Origin of the sequence: Pararhizobium sp. A13 (assembly GCF_040126305.1) — a bacterium.
Taxonomy (GTDB): Bacteria; Pseudomonadota; Alphaproteobacteria; order Rhizobiales; family Rhizobiaceae; genus Pararhizobium.
Genome location: NZ_CP149510.1, coordinates 2,292,386 through 2,308,963, shown reverse-complemented (window position 1 = coordinate 2,308,963; position 16,578 = coordinate 2,292,386). Strand labels below are relative to the sequence as shown.

Annotated in this window: 15 protein-coding genes and 1 pseudogene; 9 read left to right on the top strand and 7 right to left on the bottom strand. The window is 61.9% G+C overall.

From position 1 onward, the window contains the following. Positions 1-147: 147 nt before the first annotated feature. Positions 148-2,061 (bottom strand): methyl-accepting chemotaxis protein, encoded by a 1,914-nt coding sequence (locus tag WI754_RS11175; protein ID WP_349433435.1) that lies wholly within the window; start codon positions 2,059-2,061, stop codon positions 148-150. Between the two features lie 412 nt (positions 2,062-2,473). Here WI754_RS11175 and WI754_RS11170 point away from each other — a divergent pair. Further along, positions 2,474-4,566 (top strand): annotated as a pseudogene (locus tag WI754_RS11170) (S9 family peptidase). A gap of 102 nt (positions 4,567-4,668) precedes the next feature. Then, a complete protein-coding gene (locus tag WI754_RS11165) occupies positions 4,669-5,190 on the top strand; it encodes a DUF1697 domain-containing protein (protein WP_349433433.1) in 522 nt (173 codons plus the stop codon). Positions 5,191-5,194: 4 nt separating this feature from the next. On the opposite strand, the gene WI754_RS11160 is transcribed toward WI754_RS11165, so the two are convergent. After that, the gene (locus tag WI754_RS11160) at positions 5,195-5,815 is read right to left on the bottom strand and encodes a TetR/AcrR family transcriptional regulator (RefSeq protein WP_349433431.1); all 621 of its coding nucleotides are present in this window, start codon (positions 5,813-5,815) and stop codon (positions 5,195-5,197) included. A 227-nt stretch (positions 5,816-6,042) separates the two neighbouring features. Between WI754_RS11160 and WI754_RS11155 the strand changes: the two genes are divergently transcribed. The 3 genes from WI754_RS11155 (at position 6,043) to WI754_RS11145 (ending at position 10,331) form a co-directional block, all read left to right on the top strand. After that, complete coding sequence (locus WI754_RS11155) at positions 6,043-6,999, top strand: homocysteine S-methyltransferase family protein (RefSeq protein ID WP_349433430.1); 957 nt, start codon at positions 6,043-6,045, stop codon at positions 6,997-6,999. Positions 7,000-7,251: 252 nt separating this feature from the next. After that, on the top strand, positions 7,252-8,574 hold the full coding sequence (locus tag WI754_RS11150; protein WP_349433429.1) for a Tad domain-containing protein: 1,323 nt from the start codon (positions 7,252-7,254) through the stop codon (positions 8,572-8,574). A 248-nt stretch (positions 8,575-8,822) separates the two neighbouring features. Then, positions 8,823-10,331, top strand: a complete 1,509-nt coding sequence (locus WI754_RS11145) for a protein adenylyltransferase SelO (RefSeq protein ID WP_349433428.1) — start codon at positions 8,823-8,825, stop codon at positions 10,329-10,331. Between the two features lie 43 nt (positions 10,332-10,374). Here WI754_RS11145 and WI754_RS11140 read toward each other — a convergent pair whose 3' ends face one another. Then, on the bottom strand, positions 10,375-10,614 hold the full coding sequence (locus tag WI754_RS11140) for a hypothetical protein (protein ID WP_349433427.1): 240 nt from the start codon (positions 10,612-10,614) through the stop codon (positions 10,375-10,377). A gap of 95 nt (positions 10,615-10,709) precedes the next feature. Further along, positions 10,710-11,591, bottom strand: a complete 882-nt coding sequence (gene bla / locus WI754_RS11135) for a class A beta-lactamase (protein ID WP_349433426.1) — start codon at positions 11,589-11,591, stop codon at positions 10,710-10,712. Between the two features lie 378 nt (positions 11,592-11,969). Between bla and WI754_RS11130 the strand changes: the two genes are divergently transcribed. From WI754_RS11130 to WI754_RS11120, 3 genes are all read left to right on the top strand, one after another. Next, positions 11,970-12,482, top strand: a complete 513-nt coding sequence (locus tag WI754_RS11130; protein ID WP_349433424.1) for a GNAT family N-acetyltransferase — start codon at positions 11,970-11,972, stop codon at positions 12,480-12,482. A 103-nt stretch (positions 12,483-12,585) separates the two neighbouring features. After that, the gene (locus WI754_RS11125; RefSeq protein ID WP_349433423.1) at positions 12,586-12,774 is read left to right on the top strand and encodes a type II toxin-antitoxin system HicA family toxin; all 189 of its coding nucleotides are present in this window, start codon (positions 12,586-12,588) and stop codon (positions 12,772-12,774) included. A gap of 4 nt (positions 12,775-12,778) precedes the next feature. Further along, positions 12,779-13,183, top strand: coding sequence for a type II toxin-antitoxin system HicB family antitoxin (locus tag WI754_RS11120; protein ID WP_349433422.1), 405 nt, complete (start codon positions 12,779-12,781; stop codon positions 13,181-13,183). Positions 13,184-13,245: 62 nt separating this feature from the next. Here WI754_RS11120 and WI754_RS11115 read toward each other — a convergent pair whose 3' ends face one another. The 3 genes from WI754_RS11115 to WI754_RS11105 form a co-directional block, all read right to left on the bottom strand. Beyond that, on the bottom strand, positions 13,246-14,163 hold the full coding sequence (locus WI754_RS11115) for a cytochrome c (protein WP_349433421.1): 918 nt from the start codon (positions 14,161-14,163) through the stop codon (positions 13,246-13,248). Between the two features lie 101 nt (positions 14,164-14,264). Then, the gene (locus WI754_RS11110) at positions 14,265-14,705 is read right to left on the bottom strand and encodes a cytochrome c (RefSeq protein WP_349433420.1); all 441 of its coding nucleotides are present in this window, start codon (positions 14,703-14,705) and stop codon (positions 14,265-14,267) included. Positions 14,706-14,890: 185 nt separating this feature from the next. Next, positions 14,891-15,529, bottom strand: coding sequence for a LysE family translocator (locus WI754_RS11105; RefSeq protein ID WP_349433419.1), 639 nt, complete (start codon positions 15,527-15,529; stop codon positions 14,891-14,893). Between the two features lie 138 nt (positions 15,530-15,667). Here WI754_RS11105 and WI754_RS11100 point away from each other — a divergent pair, with 138 nt between their 5' ends. Continuing rightward, positions 15,668-16,384, top strand: a complete 717-nt coding sequence (locus tag WI754_RS11100) for a YafY family protein (RefSeq protein WP_349433418.1) — start codon at positions 15,668-15,670, stop codon at positions 16,382-16,384. Positions 16,385-16,578 lie beyond the last annotated feature (194 nt).

Below are 16,578 nucleotides of genomic sequence, written 5' to 3'. Positions count from 1 at the left end.
CCGAAATTCCAGACCCTCATCGAGCACGCCGGGGGCGAGCCGGAAGGGAAGATGGGCACTAGCTAATGAACTGATTCAGCATGCGAAAACGCCCGCATGTCGTTCGACATGCGGGCGTTTTCAGTTGTTTCACCCGTGGCTGGACGCTCAGGCCGCGTAACGTGTGCGTAGCTGCGGCTGCGATGCGCGATTTGCTTCTTCGAGCTTGAAGCGGGCAAGCAGCGTCTGCAGTTGGCGGCTCTCGTCGGCAAGCGTTTCGCTCGCCGCCGTCGTCTCCTCGACCATGGCGGCGTTCTTCTGCGTCATCTGGTCCATGTGGTTGACGGAGGTGTTGATTTCGGCAAGCGCGGTCGCCTGTTCGCGCGCCGCGGTCGCGATGCTGTCCACATGGTCGTTGACGCGGAGGACGAGCTTCTCGATCTCCAGCAGCGCATCGCCGGTCGCACGCACCAGCGAGACGCCGCCTTCGACTTCCGAGGCAGAGGCGCTGATCAGCGTCTTGATCTCCTTGGCGGCATTGGCGGAGCGCTGCGCCAGTTCGCGCACTTCCTGGGCGACGACGGCGAAACCGCGTCCCGCCTCACCAGCGCGGGCCGCCTCGACGCCCGCATTGAGCGCCAGAAGGTTGGTCTGGAAGGCGATCTCGTCGATGACGCCGATGATCTGGCTGATCCGGCTCGACGAACCCTCGATGCGGCTCATGGCGCTGACGGCGCTGCGGACGATCTCGCCCGACTTGCCGGCGCTTTCCTTCGTCTCGCGCACCATGTCGCGGGCTTCGTTGGCGCGCGAGGAGGAGGCGCGAACGGTCGCGGTAATCTCGTCCAATGCTGCGGCGGTTTCCTCAAGTGCGGCCGCCTGCTGCTCGGTGCGCTTGGAGAGGTCGTTGGCGGCAGAGCTCAGTTCGGCGGAGCTTTCCTTGATGGTGCCGGCAGCCCCGCGCACATTCTGCATGGTCGAGCGCAGCGTCACCATCGTGGAATTGACGTTCTGCTGCAGTTCGGCAAAGGCCCCCTGGAAATGGCCGCTCATGCTTTGCGACAGGTCGGCGTCGGCAAGGGCGGCGATGACGCGGCGCACTTCGGCGACGGCGTTGTCGATACTGTCGACCAGTTCGTTGACGCTGCCGGCGAAGCGGTTGAGATCGTCGTTCTGATAATCCTTGCCGATGCGGCCGGTGAAATCGCCGGCGACGGCAGCCGCAACGACGGTGCTGATGCTCGACTGCAGATCGCTGCTCAGCGCATGAAGTGCTGCCTCTTGCGCCTTCATGTCCCGCATTGCCAGCGCATTGCGGCGGAAGACTTCGACGGCGCGGGCCATTTCGCCGATCTCGTCCTTGCGCTCGGCATCCGTGCCGGTACTGTCGAGATTGCCCTCGGCAAGGCGGCTCATGGCGGCCGTCAGCGAACGAACCGGCGCCGAAATGCCCCGGCGAGCCACGAGCAGACTGACCACCGCACCGAAGACGATGCAGGCCGCGGCCGACGCTACGGCGATGACGAGTGCGAGCGACGAGGACTGGAGCGCGTCCGCGCGGGCCGTGGCGAGCGCTTCACCCGAATAGGTGCTGTATTCCTTGACCGCGCTGGTGACGGTCTTCTGGGCGGCGAGCGCCTCGTCGAGCCCGGCCTTGATCGCAGCAGCATCCTGGCCGTTCTTCTCGGCGATATCGACCATGGCGCGGATTTCGCCGAAGTAAGTTTCGAGCGTCGAGCGGATCGTCTGCAGCTGCTTGAGTTCGGTTTGGTCGGCGGCCGCTTCGATCTTCGGCAGGCGCTCGAGCATTTCCTTCGAGCGCTTTTCCGTCTCCGCGCGGAAATCGGCCGCCTTTTCAGGCTGGGCGGCAAGCTGGTAAGTCATGCGGCTGATGGCGATGATATCGACGCGCAGGTCCATCGCCTCGCGGGCGACTTCCTCTTTCTCGCCGACCGACACCATGGCCGATTCCAATGCTGAAATACCCTTCGCACCGACAAAGGCGATGACCAGCGACGACAGCCCCATGACGAACACGACGAGGCCGATCTTCTGGAGAATGGAGAGATTGCGAAAGGTCATAACTGAACTCCGGCGGGGCCGATGGCCCGCAAGCTGAACGAAAAAGGGAGGTTCAAGGCATGATGCCTCTGACAAAGCGCACGGGAAAACGACATCGCGCCTGAGGCGCAATCTGAAGGAATTGCGCTAACGTACGGTTAAAGCGGGGCCTTCGGAGGATAGCGGTCGCGCAATTTGCCGGCACGATCGCTGCGGAAATCACGCCGGCCGGATCGCGATCGCCTCGTCCACATACCACAGGCACATCGCAATGCTCATCTGATCGTTCATGCGTGATGAACGCGATCCTACGCAGCGGCTAACGCGAATTTGTTCAGGCGGTCTGCGCAATGGCGCGAGCTTTTTTCTTGAACCTTTGGCACCCGGCCTCTATCTCCGGTGTACACCCCTCGCATTTTTCCCGGAGTCATCCTTGTCCATATTCAAGAATCTGCCCGCCGCTCCCGTCGCTCCGAAAAAGCCGGTGACCGATACCCGTCATGGCATCACCCGGACGGACGACTATGCCTGGCTGCGCGCCGACAACTGGCAGGCGATGTTCAAGGATCCCTCGATCCTCGATCCGGAGATCCGCAAGCACCTCGAAGCCGAGAACGCCTATATGAAGGCGGCGATGGCCGATACCGAGGCGCTGCAGAAGACGCTGTTTGCCGAGATGAAGGGCCGCATCAAGGAGGACGACTCGTCCGTGCCGATGAAGGACGGGCCTTTTGCCTACGGCACCTTCTTCGTCACCGGCGGCGAACAGCCGCGCTATTTCCGCATCCCCCGCGATGGCGGCGAGCGCACCGTGCTTCTTGACGGCGACAAGGAGGGCGATGGCAAGGCCTATTTCCGCCTCGCCGGCATCGACCACTCGACCGACCACAGCCGCGGCCTCTGGGGCTATGACGACAAGGGCTCGGAATATTACACGCTGCGCGTCCGCGACCTTGCAACGGGCGAGGACCTTGCCGACGTCATCAAGAACACCGGCGGCGGCGGCGCCTGGGCGCCGGATGGCAAGAGCTTCTTCTATACCGTGCTCGACGACAACCATCGGCCTTCAAAAATCTTCCACCATATTGTCGGCACGCCGCAGAGCGACGACCGGCTGGTCTACGAGGAGGAGGATCCGGGCTTCTTCATGGGCGTCGGCGGCTCGATGCTCGACGATTTCATCTACATCGACATTCACGACCACGAGACCAGCGAATACTGGCTGCTGCCGACCTCCGACCTGACCGGCAAGCCGCAGCTCGTCGCCGCGCGTCAAACCGGGCTCGAATATTCGCTGACTGAAGGCGGCGATGTCTTCTACATCCTGACCAATGCGGACGGCGCCAAGGATTTCAAGATCATGCAGACGCCGGTTGACAAACCGAGTCGGGAAAACTGGACCGATGTCGTGCCGCATACGCCGGGCCGGCTGATCCTCTCGCACATGGCCTTTGCCCGCCACCTCGTCTGGCTGGAGCGGGAAAACGGCCTGCCGCGGATCAAGATCCGCGACCGCAGGACCGGTGAGGAACACGCGATCGCCTTTGCCGAGGAAGCCTATTCGCTCGGGCTTTCGGGCGCCGGCGAATACGACACCGACGTCATCCGCTTCTCCTATTCGTCGATGACGACGCCGAGCCAACTCTACGACTACGATATGGCGACACGCGAGCGCACGCTTCTGAAGACGCAGGACGTGCCGTCCGGCCACAATGCGGATGACTACGTCACCCGCCGCGTCATGGCGCCGTCGTGGGACGGCGTCGAGGTTCCGGTCACCCTGCTCTATCGCAAGGATGTTGTCCTCGACGGCTCGGCGCCCTGCCTGCTCTATGGCTACGGCGCCTATGGCATCAGCATTCCGGCCGGTTTCAACACCAACTGCCTGTCGCTCGCCGATCGCGGCTTCGTCTTTGCCATCGCCCATATCCGCGGCGGCAAGGACAAGGGATTCCAGTGGTACGAAGACGGCAAGATGGGGAAGAAGACCAATACCTTCAAGGACTTCATCGCGGCGGCCGACTATCTGATCAACAGAAGTTCACCTCTTACGCAAACATCGTCGCCGAGGGCGGATCGGCCGGCGGCATGCTGATGGGCGCGATCGCTAACATGGCGCCGGAGAAGTTCAAGGGCATCATTGCCGCCGTACCCTTCGTCGATGTCTTGAACACGATGCTCGACGACACGCTGCCGCTCACTCCGCCGGAGTGGCCGGAATGGGGCAACCCGATCGAGAGCAGGACGGCCTATGAGCGCATGGCGGCCTACAGCCCCTACGACAACGTTTCGGCCAAGCCCTACCCGGCCATCCTCGCGCTCGGCGGCCTCACCGATCCGCGCGTCACCTATTGGGAACCGGCCAAATGGGTGGCCAAGCTGCGCGAAAAGACCACCGGCTCCCAGCCGATCCTGATGAAGACCAACATGGACGCGGGCCACGGCGGCGCCTCCGGGCGCTTCCAGCGGCTGGAGGAAATCGCGTTCGAATATGCGTTCGCGATCAAGGTGGCTGGGAAGATGTGAGGAGCCAGGAGCTCGCCGCTCGCCGGCACAAGGCAAGCCCTGGCGTGTCGTGTCAGTTCATTTTCCCTGCAAATTGCAGGGAGAATAGGTGGAGTGCATCAAATGCCCGTCCATATCGCTCTTCTGCGCGCCATCAATGTCGGCGGAACCGGCAAGCTTGCCATGAGGGACCTGAAGGCGGTCTGCGAGAAGGCCGGCTTTTCGGACGTCAAAACCTTTATCCAGAGCGGCAATGTGCTGTTTCGCTCGGACCTCCCCGCCGCCAGCGCTGCCAAGGTTCTCGATGAGGCGCTTGGCAAGGTCCTGGGCAAGGCGCCGGGCGTCATGGTGCGCAGTCGCGAGCAGTTGGAAAAGATCGCCGAAAGCAATCCCTTTCCCGCCGCCCAGCCGAACTATCTGTCGGTCAATTTCCTGCCGGAGAAAGCGCCTGCCGATGCGCTCGACAAACTCGTCGCGCCCGACGGCGAGGAGGTGCATGTCGCGGGCCACGAGATCTACGTGCATTATCCCAACGGCTCGGGCCGCTCGAAACTGAGACTGCCGGCGCTGAAGCATGCGACATCGCGCAATCTCAACACGGTGCGGAAACTGGCAGAGCTTGCGGCGGAGATGGAGGACGGCTAAGCCTTCACGCGTGCTGCACCGGCTGGAACAGCATCTTCACGAAGCTGCGGAACACGAGAATCTGGTCTGGCAGGCTTTGTGGCTCCTTCAGCGCCTTGGAAAGCACGATGCCACCTTCGATCACCGTCGAGACCATGTCGGCGAGCTGGTCCACGTCGAACTGCTCACGCGGCGTGTAGACGGCGAAAATCTCATCGAACATGCCGCGGAAGCGGCGGCGCCATGTCAGCGCGGCCTGACGGTTGATCTCCTGAATTTCCCGATCGAAGAGCCGCTCATAGTAGCAGATGGTCGCAACCAGGCAGCCCGGATGGCCGTTCGGCAGGTCGGACAACAATTCCGACAAAAGCTTCAGCCCCAGCAGAAAGGATTGCAGCGGATCGTCCATCAGGTCGCGCGCGCGGCTGAAGATCTCGTCGTAGATCCGCTCGTCGTTTTCGATGTAGCGATTGAGCAGCGCTTTGGCGAGTTCGTTCTTGTCGCGGAAGTGGTAGAAGAAACCGCTCTTGGTGATGCCCGTCTCGGCGATCAGTTCCTCGATCGATGTGCCGCCGAAACCCTTCTGCAGCACCGCCGCTTCCGCCACATCGAGAATGCGGGTCCTCGTCTCCTCGCCCTTGCGCATGTCCCGCTCCTGTACCGCCGGTGGGGTTTTCGAAGGTCCAGGTCGAAATACTGCGTCCGCCCGCCTCAGCCCATTCCAGACAACCCATTGATTTTCGGCACCTTTATAGACTTTTGCTGAAAGTATACCGCAAGTCGGCTATTTTAGCAGGCGATAAAAAGGCACAAATCTGCCGGCTTCCCGGCGTGTATGAAGGCTGAGACGCCGAACAAAAGAGGGTGAAGATGATGAGCAAGTACCGACACGACCTTCCGCAGTTGAAGGGCGGCATATTCCTGGCTGACGGCGGCATGGAAACGACGCTGATCTTTCACGAGGGCGCCGACCTGCCGCATTTCGCCGCTTTCGTGCTGCTGGCGGACAGAACCGGGCGGCGGCAACTGAAGGACTATTACATCCGCTACCTCGATATCGCCGCAAGAGGCAAAAGCGGTTTCGTACTGGATACGGCAACATGGAGGGCCAATCCGGATTGGGGCGGCAAGCTCGGCTACAGCGCGGAAGCACTCAAGGCAGCCAACGAGGATGCCGTCGAGCTCCTCAGCGAAATTCGCGCCGAGCGTGAACGGCCGGGCGTGCCCATCGTCATCAACGGCGCGATCGGCCCGCGCGGCGACGGCTACAAGGCAAGCAAGATGGATGCCGACGAGGCCGAGGCCTATCACTCCACGCAGATCGAGATCTTCGCCGCCACCGAAGCCGATATGGTCACCGCGCTGACGCTGACCAGCATCGACGAGGCGGTCGGCATTGCGCGGGCGGCCAAGCGCGCGAAGATGCCCTGCGTCATCTCGTTTACGGTGGAAACGGACGGCGACCTCGTTACCGGCCGCACTCTGAAGGAAGCGATCGCGGCCGTGGACGCCTCGACCGGCTCATACCCCTTGTATTACATGATCAACTGCGCCCATCCGAGCCATTTCGACAAGGTCGTCGCGAGCGACGATGCGTGGCTGAAACGGATTGGCGGCATCCGCGCCAATGCCTCGAACATGAGCCATCAGGAACTCGACGAAAGCGAGACGCTGGACGCCGGAGACCCCGTCGATCTCGGGAGAAGATACCGGCAACTGACGCGCCATATGCCACAGTTGCGCGTTCTCGGCGGCTGCTGCGGCACCGACCATCGGCATGTGGCTGCCATCTGCGAAGCCTGCTTTCCGGAGAACCGATTGAGCGCCTGACTTTGGGATTTCCCCTCCGCCACGGTCGATCGATGGCGGCGAAAATTGCCATCGGCCCGGAGAGATATGGATCCAGTGACGGCGGGTGTCGTTGTCCGGCGTTATAAACTGCAATCAAGGATAGACGATCACAATCATGACTTATTTACTCATGATTGCAGAAGGAGACAATCTTAACGAATTGTTTAATCCTTTCAACATTAGCGATGCGTAATATTTCCTCAATTGCCAGTCCATATAGAGGGGGTAGCTATGCGGCGGCCATTGAAGGTGTACATCGAGCATTTGCTCAGCGACGAATCGGGTAATTTTGCCACTCTTACCGCTATTGCATTCGTTCCGGTCATCGGAGCCGCAGCTTTGGTGATTGACCTTGGAGCCGCATACGTCGAAGCAACGAAACTGCAAGCGGCGCTTGACAGCGCGGCCCTTTCGGCAGTCCGATCCTTCGGGGAAGGTTCCAGCGAAGAAGAAACGACCAAGGAAGCGAGCCAGATCTTCTTTGGCAACTTCACCGTTCCGCAAAATTCCGAACCGCTGCCTGAGGAAGACGACCTGTCGAGTTTCAACCTGACGCTCGTTCACGGCGCGTTCGAGGACACGGCAGCCGCGGCCTACGGCTTCAACTACAAGCCAATGTTCCTGGAGCGACTTCCTTTCGAAATCAGTAAGCGCGCCATTGCCGCCCGGGTTCCTGGAACAGAGGCGTGCATTCTTGCCCTGCACCCGACGAAATACAGATCATTCGAAGTCACCGGCAGTGCAAACATCGATATGAGCGGCTGCACCATCACCGCGAACTCCACCGACGCACAGGCGATCTATGTCGGTGGCTCGGGCAACCTGAAAGCCGAATGCCTCTTTTCTGCCGGAGGCATATCGATCGATCCCAATGCGGTGCAACTGGCTTGTCCGGCTCCTCACGAGAAATCGTCACGAGTTCCGGATCCTTTCAAAAGCAAGAAACTCCCAGTTGCCAGCCCGTGGATCGACCTTTCCGGTTGCGGTCAAAACTTCGTCGATGGCGGCGGCGGCAATGGAAATTGCAATGGCACCGGAAAGACCCCGAAAGGAAACAACCCCGGTTACGTCGTCACCTTGAAGCCAGGGACCTATGGCAGCCTCGAGCTCAAGGGCGCAATCAATCTGGAGCCGGGCACCTATCTCATCGACGGCGGCTCGCTGCAGTTGACCAGCCAATCGGTGGTGACCGGTTCCGGCGTCACGTTTTTCCTGCTCGACGATGCCAAGCTCGTGATTCACGGCGGTGCGACGTTCCACATTTCTCCCGCGCTCTCGGGAACCTGGGCCGGGTTTTCAATCGTCGCAGCGCATGGCAACGCGGAACCAGCCGTGATCAACGGCAACAGCGCATCCTCGCTGACCGGGATCGTCTACATGCCGGACACGCAGGAGATCCAGTATTCCGGAAACGGCGCCACGGGCGGAGAATGCATTCGCCTGATCGCGCAGGAGATCACCCTTACCGGAAACAGCAATTTCAAGATGAACTGCGATCCGGAGCTGGCAAACATGAAGATCAACAATCCCGGCGCCGTTCGCCTTGTGCAATGACGAAAGGGCGATAATCCAGCCTCTCGGTATCGGGGGGGGCTGGACCCGACGCATAACATCGGCGTGACGCCAATAGGCAAGTCCCGAACATTCAGGGACAGCGGCCTGATCCCATCGAACAGCGGCGGAAAAACAAGGCCTTGCAATGCCAGCCCGCACGCACGATATCCGGCTCACCGACGGTTCGCGGATGCGGTATCATACGCAAACCGTCGACGGAAACGGTATTCGGTGGAGATCAGGACAGCATGGACCATAGCCCGAAATCCGAGAAGAACGCCGCGATTGCTCCGATCCCGTTCGACAACAGCTATGCGCGGCTGCCGGAGCATTTCTTCGCGCGCGCCAATCCGACGCCGGTGGCAGAACCGTGGCTGATCAAGTTCAACCGGCCGCTGGCGCAGGAGCTTGGCCTTGATGCCGATACGCTCGAGCGGGATGGCGCCCAGATCTTTTCCGGCAACAGCCTACCTGAAGGTGCCGAGCCGCTGGGCATGGCCTATGCCGGGCATCAGTTCGGCCAGTTCGTGCCGCTGCTCGGCGACGGGCGGGCGATCCTGCTCGGCGAGGTGATTGACAAAAACGGCGTGCGCCGCGACATCCAGCTGAAAGGCGCCGGCAAGACCCCCTACTCCCGCCGCGGTGACGGGCGCGCAGCGCTCGGGCCGGTGCTGCGGGAATATATCGTCAGCGAAGCCATGCATGCGCTCGGCATTCCCGCAACCCGGGCGCTGGCGGCCGTTGTCACCGGCGAGCCGGTCTATCGCGAGCGGGTGCTGCCCGGCGCCGTTTTCACCCGCGTGGCAGCGAGCCACATCCGCGTCGGCACCTTCCAGTTTTTTGCCGCGCGTGGCGATACCGAAGGTGTCAAGACTCTGGCGGACTATGTAATCGACCGCCACTACCCGAAGCTGAGGGAACAGGAGCGGCCCTATCTGGCGCTGCTCGAAGCGGTCGCGGGCGGCCAGGCGGCGCTGATTGCCCGCTGGCTTTGTGTCGGCTTCATCCATGGCGTCATGAACACCGACAATTGTGCTGTCTCCGGCGAGACGATCGACTTCGGCCCCTGCGCCTTTCTCGACGCCTATGACCCGGCCAAGGTGTTCTCCTCGATCGACCAGGGCGGGCGCTATGCCTATGCCAGCCAGCCGGCGATCGGCCAGTGGAATCTGGCGCGGCTGGCCGAAACGCTGCTGCCGCTTTTCGACCCGGAGCCCTCGGAGGCGGTCAATCTCGCCAACGACGTGATCGCCGGCTATGGCTCACGCTTCCAGACCCATTGGCTCACCGGCATGAAGGCCAAGATCGGTCTCGCAGCAGAGGAAGACGGCGACCTCGATCTCGTCCAGGGCCTGCTGACGCTGATGAAGGAAGGACAGGCGGATTTCACGCTGACCTTCCGGCGGCTTGCCGACGCGGCCGGGAGCGACACGGCGCAGGACGCCCTTGCAGCCACCTTCCGCGATCCGGCGGCGATCGCGCCCTGGCTTGCCGAATGGCGCGCCCGGCTGTCGCGCGAGGCGGGGACGCCGCACCAATGGGCGCAGGCGATGCGGCTGGTCAATCCGGCCTACATTCCGCGCAACCACCGGATCGAGCAGGCCATCCGCGCGGCCGAGGACGACGGCGACTTTTCGCTGTTCGAGGCGCTGCTTTCGGTGCTTGCGAAACCCTATGAGGACCGGCCGGGTTATGCCGCCTATGCCGCGCCGCCGGCCCCCGCCGAGGAAGTGTTCCGCACCTTCTGCGGCACGTGAGGACGAGCAGCCGGCGCTTCGCCGGCGGCTCGCTTTTGACAACCTATTCCCAGGCCGTTCCTCCGGTTGCCGCGCAGCCATAGGGCGGCAGCTGGGCATGGAAATTCGCCTTCAACTGGGCGCATCCCCATTTGCGCAACGGCTCCGGCATGCGGCTGTTCAGCTCGATACCGACTTCGTCCAGCGGATCGCTGGTATTGGTGACATAAATCCACCAGCGCCCGCCAATTGTGGCGACGCCGGCAACAACCGCAACCAAAAGAACAAACAGCAGTCTCTTCATATCAGCCTCGTTGTGAATCACGATGCCGATGACCTATCCTATTTGGGATCCCGGCCGAAGTCATTTTGCAGTTCATTTTTGGCGGGGCCGGCCAGTCACGCCATAGCGGCGATCAACATGCCGACTTCGGCGAAGATCGGCTCCAGTTCCTTGGTCGGTTTTTTCCCTTCGGCGATATAGACGGACGCCAGGATCGTGTGGCCCTCGCGCGGCCGCATGAAGCCGACGTCGCCCGCTTCCCCATGGCCGCTGGTGCCGGTCTTCTCGCCGACCGTCCAGCTGGCGGGAAGCCCTGCCCTCAACCGCCGGCCGCCCGTCCTGTTGGCGACGAGCCAGGCGGCGAACTGATCGCGGGATGACGGCGACAGCACGTCTTCGAGCAGCAATTTTCCAAGTGTGCGCATCATCGCAGCCGGCGTCGTCGTATCGCGCGGATCGCCCGGCTTTGCCTCGTTGAGGGCGGGTTCGGTGCGGTCGAGCCGCGTCGTTCCGTCGCCGATCGACCGCAGCCAAGCCGTCAGCCCGTCAGGCCCGCCAAACCTCGCCAGAAGCAGGTTGGCGGCGGCATTGTCGCTGTAGGTGACGGCGGCGTCGCAGAGTTCTGCGACCGTCATACCGTCGGCGATGTGCTTTTCGGCGATCGGCGAATGGGAAAGGAGGTCGGCCTTCGCAACGGCGATGCGCCGGTCGAGCTTTTCCTCGCCCTTGTCGACACGCGCCAGCACGAAGGCGGCGGCAAGCGCCTTGAAGGTCGAGCACATGGCGAAACGCTCGTCCTGCCGATGGCCGAAGGAGGCGTTGCTCTTCGTATCGAGGACGGAAACGCCGAGACGACCGCCAGTGCGCTTTTCCAGCGCGGCAAGCTGTTTGTCGATGTCTCTTCCGGCGGAAAAGGCTGGACCGGCGCCGAGGCCGACGGCGGGAAGAAGCAGACTGGAGCCGATGATGAAGGACCGGCGGCTGAGCGTGAACGACATGCGATGGGTTCTCCCGTGATGAATCTGGAAGCGACGGCAAGCCATTGATAAGAATGATGAATATTAGAGGCTTCTCAACGGACCCGCGCTGTCGCTGATCATGATCGGTAGGCAGCGAATGTGGCTGCTCTTTGCTTGAAAGATGGCGTCTCGCAATCTTGTTTTGGCCGTAAAAATTAACGGTGATGCGATTTCCGGTTGACAAAATTCCGGAAAAGATGACATTGCCCATCATGATCAGAACCGCGAACATCGCCCGTTGGTATTTTACGCTGCTCCCATAGGTGCGGCTGTCTGATCTCGTTCAACAAGCCGCCATCAGGCGGCTTTTGTTTTTGGACGGCACCTGATGGCGGAAAGCCATTCAGGAGCCTCGACATGCTGCAGACCGCCATCCCGACACATCATGCCCATCATGCCCATCCGGCCACGCGCGCGCCGATGGTGACCATCCGCACCGCCAAAAGCCGCGACTTGGCCGAGCTCAGCGAAATGATCGCCGAGCTTGCCGCCCATCACGGCGACACGGCCGCCGTCACCCCGGAAAATCTCGAACGCGACCTGTTCGGCCGCATGCCGTGGATCACCGCGCTGGTTGCCGAAGCCGGCGGCGAACTGATCGGCTACACCATTCTCGTGCCGCTCTACCGCGCCCAGCAGGGCGCGCGTGGCATGGAGCTGCACCAGCTCTACGTCCGCGCGGCCCATCGCGGCACCGGTATCGGCCGCCATCTCGTCGGAAAGGCCCGCGAACAGGCCCGCATGTCAGGCGCCACCTACCTCTCGGTCAGCGCCGCCACCGGCAATTTCCAGGCGCACCGCTTCTACGAATCGGAAAACTTCACGCCCGGCCCGGTGACCGGCATGCGCTATCTGCAGACGCTGGCGTGATCTTGCGCGCACCGGTATGTCATTCTCGGCCCAGCATGTTCAGCCGCTCGCTCCAAGGAATAACAGCGTTGATTTATACACATCAATGTGTATAAATCAACGCATGCTGAGCTCCGATGTTATCACCGCTCTACGAAAAGACGGCTGGTTCGAGGTGGCGAGAAAAGGCAGTCATGTCCAATTCAAGCATACGGACAAGCCGGGTCGCGTTACGGTCCCCCATCCCAAGCGCGACATTCCTATCGCAACGCTCAAAAGCGTCGAAAAGCAAGCCGGCCTAAAACTGAGGTAGCTCCATGCGTCATTATATCGGACTGATCCATAAGGATACTGACAGCGACTACGGCGTGTCTTTCCCCGATTTTCCAGGCGTGATTTCGGCGGGGGCCGATCTTGACGAAGCACGGCGTATGGCGGAGGAGGCCCTGGCATTGCATCTCGAAGGCCTCATCGAGGACGGGGTTCCCATTGTGGAACCCTCCAGCCTCGAAGCCGTGATGGCAGACCCGGACAACAGGCAGGGTGTCGCTATCCTCGTCGGGTTCAAAACGGACGCGAAGAAGGCGGTGCGGGTGAACGTGACGCTGCCGGAAGATGTTCTACGACAGATCGACAGTTTCGCCGAGGCGAACGGGCTGACACGATCAGGATTCATCGCGCGCGCAGCGCTTCACGAGATCAACCGCAGCGACGCAGCCTGACAGGAACGCTGCATTGCATGCCACTGGCTGCAAAGCCATTCCGAAATTTTCAGACAACACCGCTACTCCCTCGCCGGCACCGCCTTCAAATACGCCGCGATCGCCTCGCGGTCGCTGGCGGGCAGTCTGGCCATGTTCTTCTGCACCTCGACCATCGAGCCACCGACCGAATCGAAGTCGGGTGTGAAACCGGTTTCGAGATAGTTGACGATATCGCTCTCGCTCCATCCGCCGATGCTTTTCGAACCCGGCGTGATGTTGGGGATGCGGCCCTCGCCTTCCGGATTGGGCGCACCGGCCAGCCACCGGTCGGTCTCGAAGCCGCCGAGCGCGTTGCGCGGGGTGTGACATTCGGCGCAATGGCCGGGGCCTTCGACGAGGTATTGGCCGTGGGCGAGCTTCGGGTTGGCAGTGTCGACCGTCACACGCGGCTTGTCGGTAAAGAACAGGAGCTTCCAGCCGCCGAGCGACAGGCGGACGTTGTAGGGAAACGGCAGATCATGCGGCGGGGCGACATTGGCGCTCTTTGGCAGGGTTTTCAGGAAACCCCAGAGATCGTTGATGTCCCTGGGCGTCAGCCGGGCATAGGAGCCATAGGGAAAGGACGGATAGAGATGTTCGCCATTCTTGCCGACACCGCGCGTCATGGCATTGCCGAAGTCGGCGAGCGTCCAGCTGCCGATACCGGCCGTTTCATCAGGCGTGATATTGGGAACATGGAAGGTGCCGAACGGGCTCTTCAGCGGCAGCCCGCCTGCAAGCACCAGTCTGGCGTCGCCTTCCGACTTCGGGATCGCATGGCAGCTGGTGCAGCCGCCGGCCCAGAAAACCTGCTCGCCATTGGCGAGATCCGGCTCGCCGAGGCCTTCCCAATGGGTGGCCGGCCAGGGCTCGGGCTTGGCGACGAACCAGGTGCCGCCGCCGACAACCACGCCGAGGACGATCACAGCCGACATCAGTTTTCGAACCCGCGCGCCCATAAGCCCCGTCCTCTGCCTTGTCCGGAAAACACTTTTGGCGCGCCAGGCTCAGACCCGGCGCGCCAAAGGATTATATATTCTGGCGAATGCGACCCGCCGTCTCACTTCTTGAGGCGGTAGGTCTCATGACAGCCGCCGCAATTCTTGCCGATAGCGCCGAGCGCTGCGCCGACAGCCGCCTGGTCCGCCGGAAGCTGGGCGAGTGTCGCGTCGACATCCGTGCCAAGCTTGGCGGCCTTGGCCTTGAAGTCGTCCATGTTCTCCCAGATCTTCGGGCTGGCTTCCGATTCCATTCCGGTTTCCGAACCTGCCGGGAACTGATCGGGGAAGGCCTTGACGTTTTTGCTGATCGTTTCCAGCGACGCCGTGACCACGGCGCCGTCATAGGGTTTTTCGCCCTTGGCGATGGCGACGAGCGCGCCCATCGATTGGCCTACCCCCTTCATCAGCCCTTGGCGGAGCACCTGCGGTTCGTCTGCTGCCGTAACGGCGCCGGCAACACCGGCAATGGCGATTGCAAAAAGCACGGCTCTCAATTTCATGAAATTCTCCCTGTCCGACATAGCCGTGACAGATACTGACGCGGCCATTCCTCTCGATGCGCCGGCATGATTGCATTTTGCGTTCACGAAGGAAGTAACATTTTTTTGAGATCGAGTTTATAACCGCCTGCTGCAACAGCCTGAATTAACAGGAGTTTTTAACTCAAGTTTCTGTGGTGCAGCCTTCAGGCAACGGACGTCCAGCCCTGCCAGGCGGTCAGTGCGGCGACGACGATCAGCACCACGCCGGCCGACTTGCCGACCAGGGCCGTCGCGCGCGGGCTGGCGACCAGCATGTCGCGGCTGCGCCCGGCGGCAAGCGCAAGGCTGCCATAGACCGCCAGCTGGGTGACCGAGATCATGATCGCCATGGTCAGCGCCTGAGACCACAGAGGGCCAAACTGCGGTTTCAGAAACTGCGGATAGACGGCCAGCATGAACAGGTAGGCCTTGGGATTGAGGATGCTGGTCAAGGCGCCGCGGCGAAAGCTCGTCCAGAGCGACAGCCGGGCGCCCGGCTCGACCGAGGCGATAGCGATGCTGCTTCTCACCAGGGAAAAGCCGATCCAGGCGATATAGGCGGCCCCGAGCAGGAGCAGCACGTTGAAGAGTTGCGGCACCATGTGCAGCAGCAGGCCGACGCCGAGCGCCGCATAGAGCGTATGGAAGACACCACCCGCCATGATGCCCGCCGTCGCCGTCAGCCCCGACGCCCGGCCGCCCGTCAGCGCATTGGCCATGACGAAGACCATGTCCATGCCGGGAACGATGATAATGCCAAAGAGAAGGGTGAAGAAGAGCCAGAGATTTTCCGCATAGGTCATGTCAGTTGTCCGTCTATCAAGAGATGTGCGTAATGAGCGCAGCGTTTGTTTTTCAAACACTTGAGGACGTGGTATAGCGTCACCCAACTGACAGTGTTCTGTCAGGAGCGTTTCGCGCAATGAGGAAAAAGCTGGTCCATGCGCAAGGCGTCGCGATTGTTCGAGATCATCCAGATCCTGCGGCTGGAGACAAAGCCGGTGACGGCCGCGCAGATCGCCGAAAGCCTCGAAGTCACCGTCCGTTCGATCTACCGCGACATTGCAGCGCTTCAGGCGGTGCGGGTGCCGATCGAGGGCGGGCGCGGCATCGGCTACATTCTCCGGCCCGGCTTCGACCTGCCGCCGCTGATGTTTTCGATCGAGGAGACGGAGGCGATCGTGCTGGCGCTGGCGCTACTGGAGCGCACCGGCGACGAGGAACTGAAGGACGCCGCCAAGCGCGTCAACCAGAAGATCGCCGGCGCCATGCCCGCGCCGCTCAGGCAGGCCATGCGCTCCAACGCCCTGCATGCCTGGGGCACGATCGCGCCGTCCCCCTCGGGGCTCGACCTCGCCTTGGTGCGCCGGGCGATCCGCGACGAGCAGAAACTGCTCATCGACTATCGCGACGAATTCGGGAGGCCAAGCCAGCGCACGATCCGGCCGCTGGCGCTGATCTACTATTCGGCGACGGCGGTAGTGGTCGCCTGGTGCGAACTGCGCACCGCCATCCGCAATTTCCGTGCCGACCGGGTGGAACATTGCGAGGCGACGGACAGCCATTTTCGCGGCGAAGGCGACGGCTTGCGGGATCTGTGGATCAGCGGATGGCGGGTGAACAGCGTGGCGGCGACGGGGTTCGATGCGACCAGTTGAGGTTGCTCCGGCGTCCTTTGCGCGTCATATCTCACAGTACCGACAGTGTTGGGCATCCCCCCTCTCCGTCACTTCGTGACATCTCCCCCCTTGAGGGGGAGATGCCCGGCAGGGCAGAGGGGGGTGTCCCCACACCCCTGTCTTGGGTCATATTTGCCGCGCGGCGCTGTAAGAGCTGAGGCGCAGCCCCCCTC

Excerpts from the sequence above, each read along its gene's own strand:
- bla (WP_349433426.1), bottom strand. The coding sequence starts at position 11,591 with ATGTCGTTCACGCTCAGCCGCCGGTCCTTCATCATCGGCTCCAGTCTG.
- WI754_RS11115 (WP_349433421.1), bottom strand. The coding sequence starts at position 14,163 with ATGGGCGCGCGGGTTCGAAAACTGATGTCGGCTGTGATCGTCCTCGGC.
- WI754_RS11165 (WP_349433433.1), top strand. The coding sequence starts at position 4,669 with ATGCCCGTCCATATCGCTCTTCTGCGCGCCATCAATGTCGGCGGAACC.
- WI754_RS11120 (WP_349433422.1), top strand. The coding sequence starts at position 12,779 with ATGCGTCATTATATCGGACTGATCCATAAGGATACTGACAGCGACTAC.
- WI754_RS11110 (WP_349433420.1), bottom strand. The coding sequence starts at position 14,705 with ATGAAATTGAGAGCCGTGCTTTTTGCAATCGCCATTGCCGGTGTTGCC.
- WI754_RS11155 (WP_349433430.1), top strand. The coding sequence starts at position 6,043 with ATGAGCAAGTACCGACACGACCTTCCGCAGTTGAAGGGCGGCATATTC.
- WI754_RS11105 (WP_349433419.1), bottom strand. The coding sequence starts at position 15,529 with ATGACCTATGCGGAAAATCTCTGGCTCTTCTTCACCCTTCTCTTTGGC.
- WI754_RS11130 (WP_349433424.1), top strand. The coding sequence starts at position 11,970 with ATGCTGCAGACCGCCATCCCGACACATCATGCCCATCATGCCCATCCG.
- WI754_RS11140 (WP_349433427.1), bottom strand. The coding sequence starts at position 10,614 with ATGAAGAGACTGCTGTTTGTTCTTTTGGTTGCGGTTGTTGCCGGCGTC.
- WI754_RS11125 (WP_349433423.1), top strand. The coding sequence starts at position 12,586 with ATGCTGAGCTCCGATGTTATCACCGCTCTACGAAAAGACGGCTGGTTC.
- WI754_RS11150 (WP_349433429.1), top strand. The coding sequence starts at position 7,252 with ATGCGGCGGCCATTGAAGGTGTACATCGAGCATTTGCTCAGCGACGAA.
- WI754_RS11160 (WP_349433431.1), bottom strand. The coding sequence starts at position 5,815 with ATGCGCAAGGGCGAGGAGACGAGGACCCGCATTCTCGATGTGGCGGAA.
- WI754_RS11145 (WP_349433428.1), top strand. The coding sequence starts at position 8,823 with ATGGACCATAGCCCGAAATCCGAGAAGAACGCCGCGATTGCTCCGATC.
- WI754_RS11100 (WP_349433418.1), top strand. The coding sequence starts at position 15,668 with ATGCGCAAGGCGTCGCGATTGTTCGAGATCATCCAGATCCTGCGGCTG.
- WI754_RS11175 (WP_349433435.1), bottom strand. The coding sequence starts at position 2,061 with ATGACCTTTCGCAATCTCTCCATTCTCCAGAAGATCGGCCTCGTCGTG.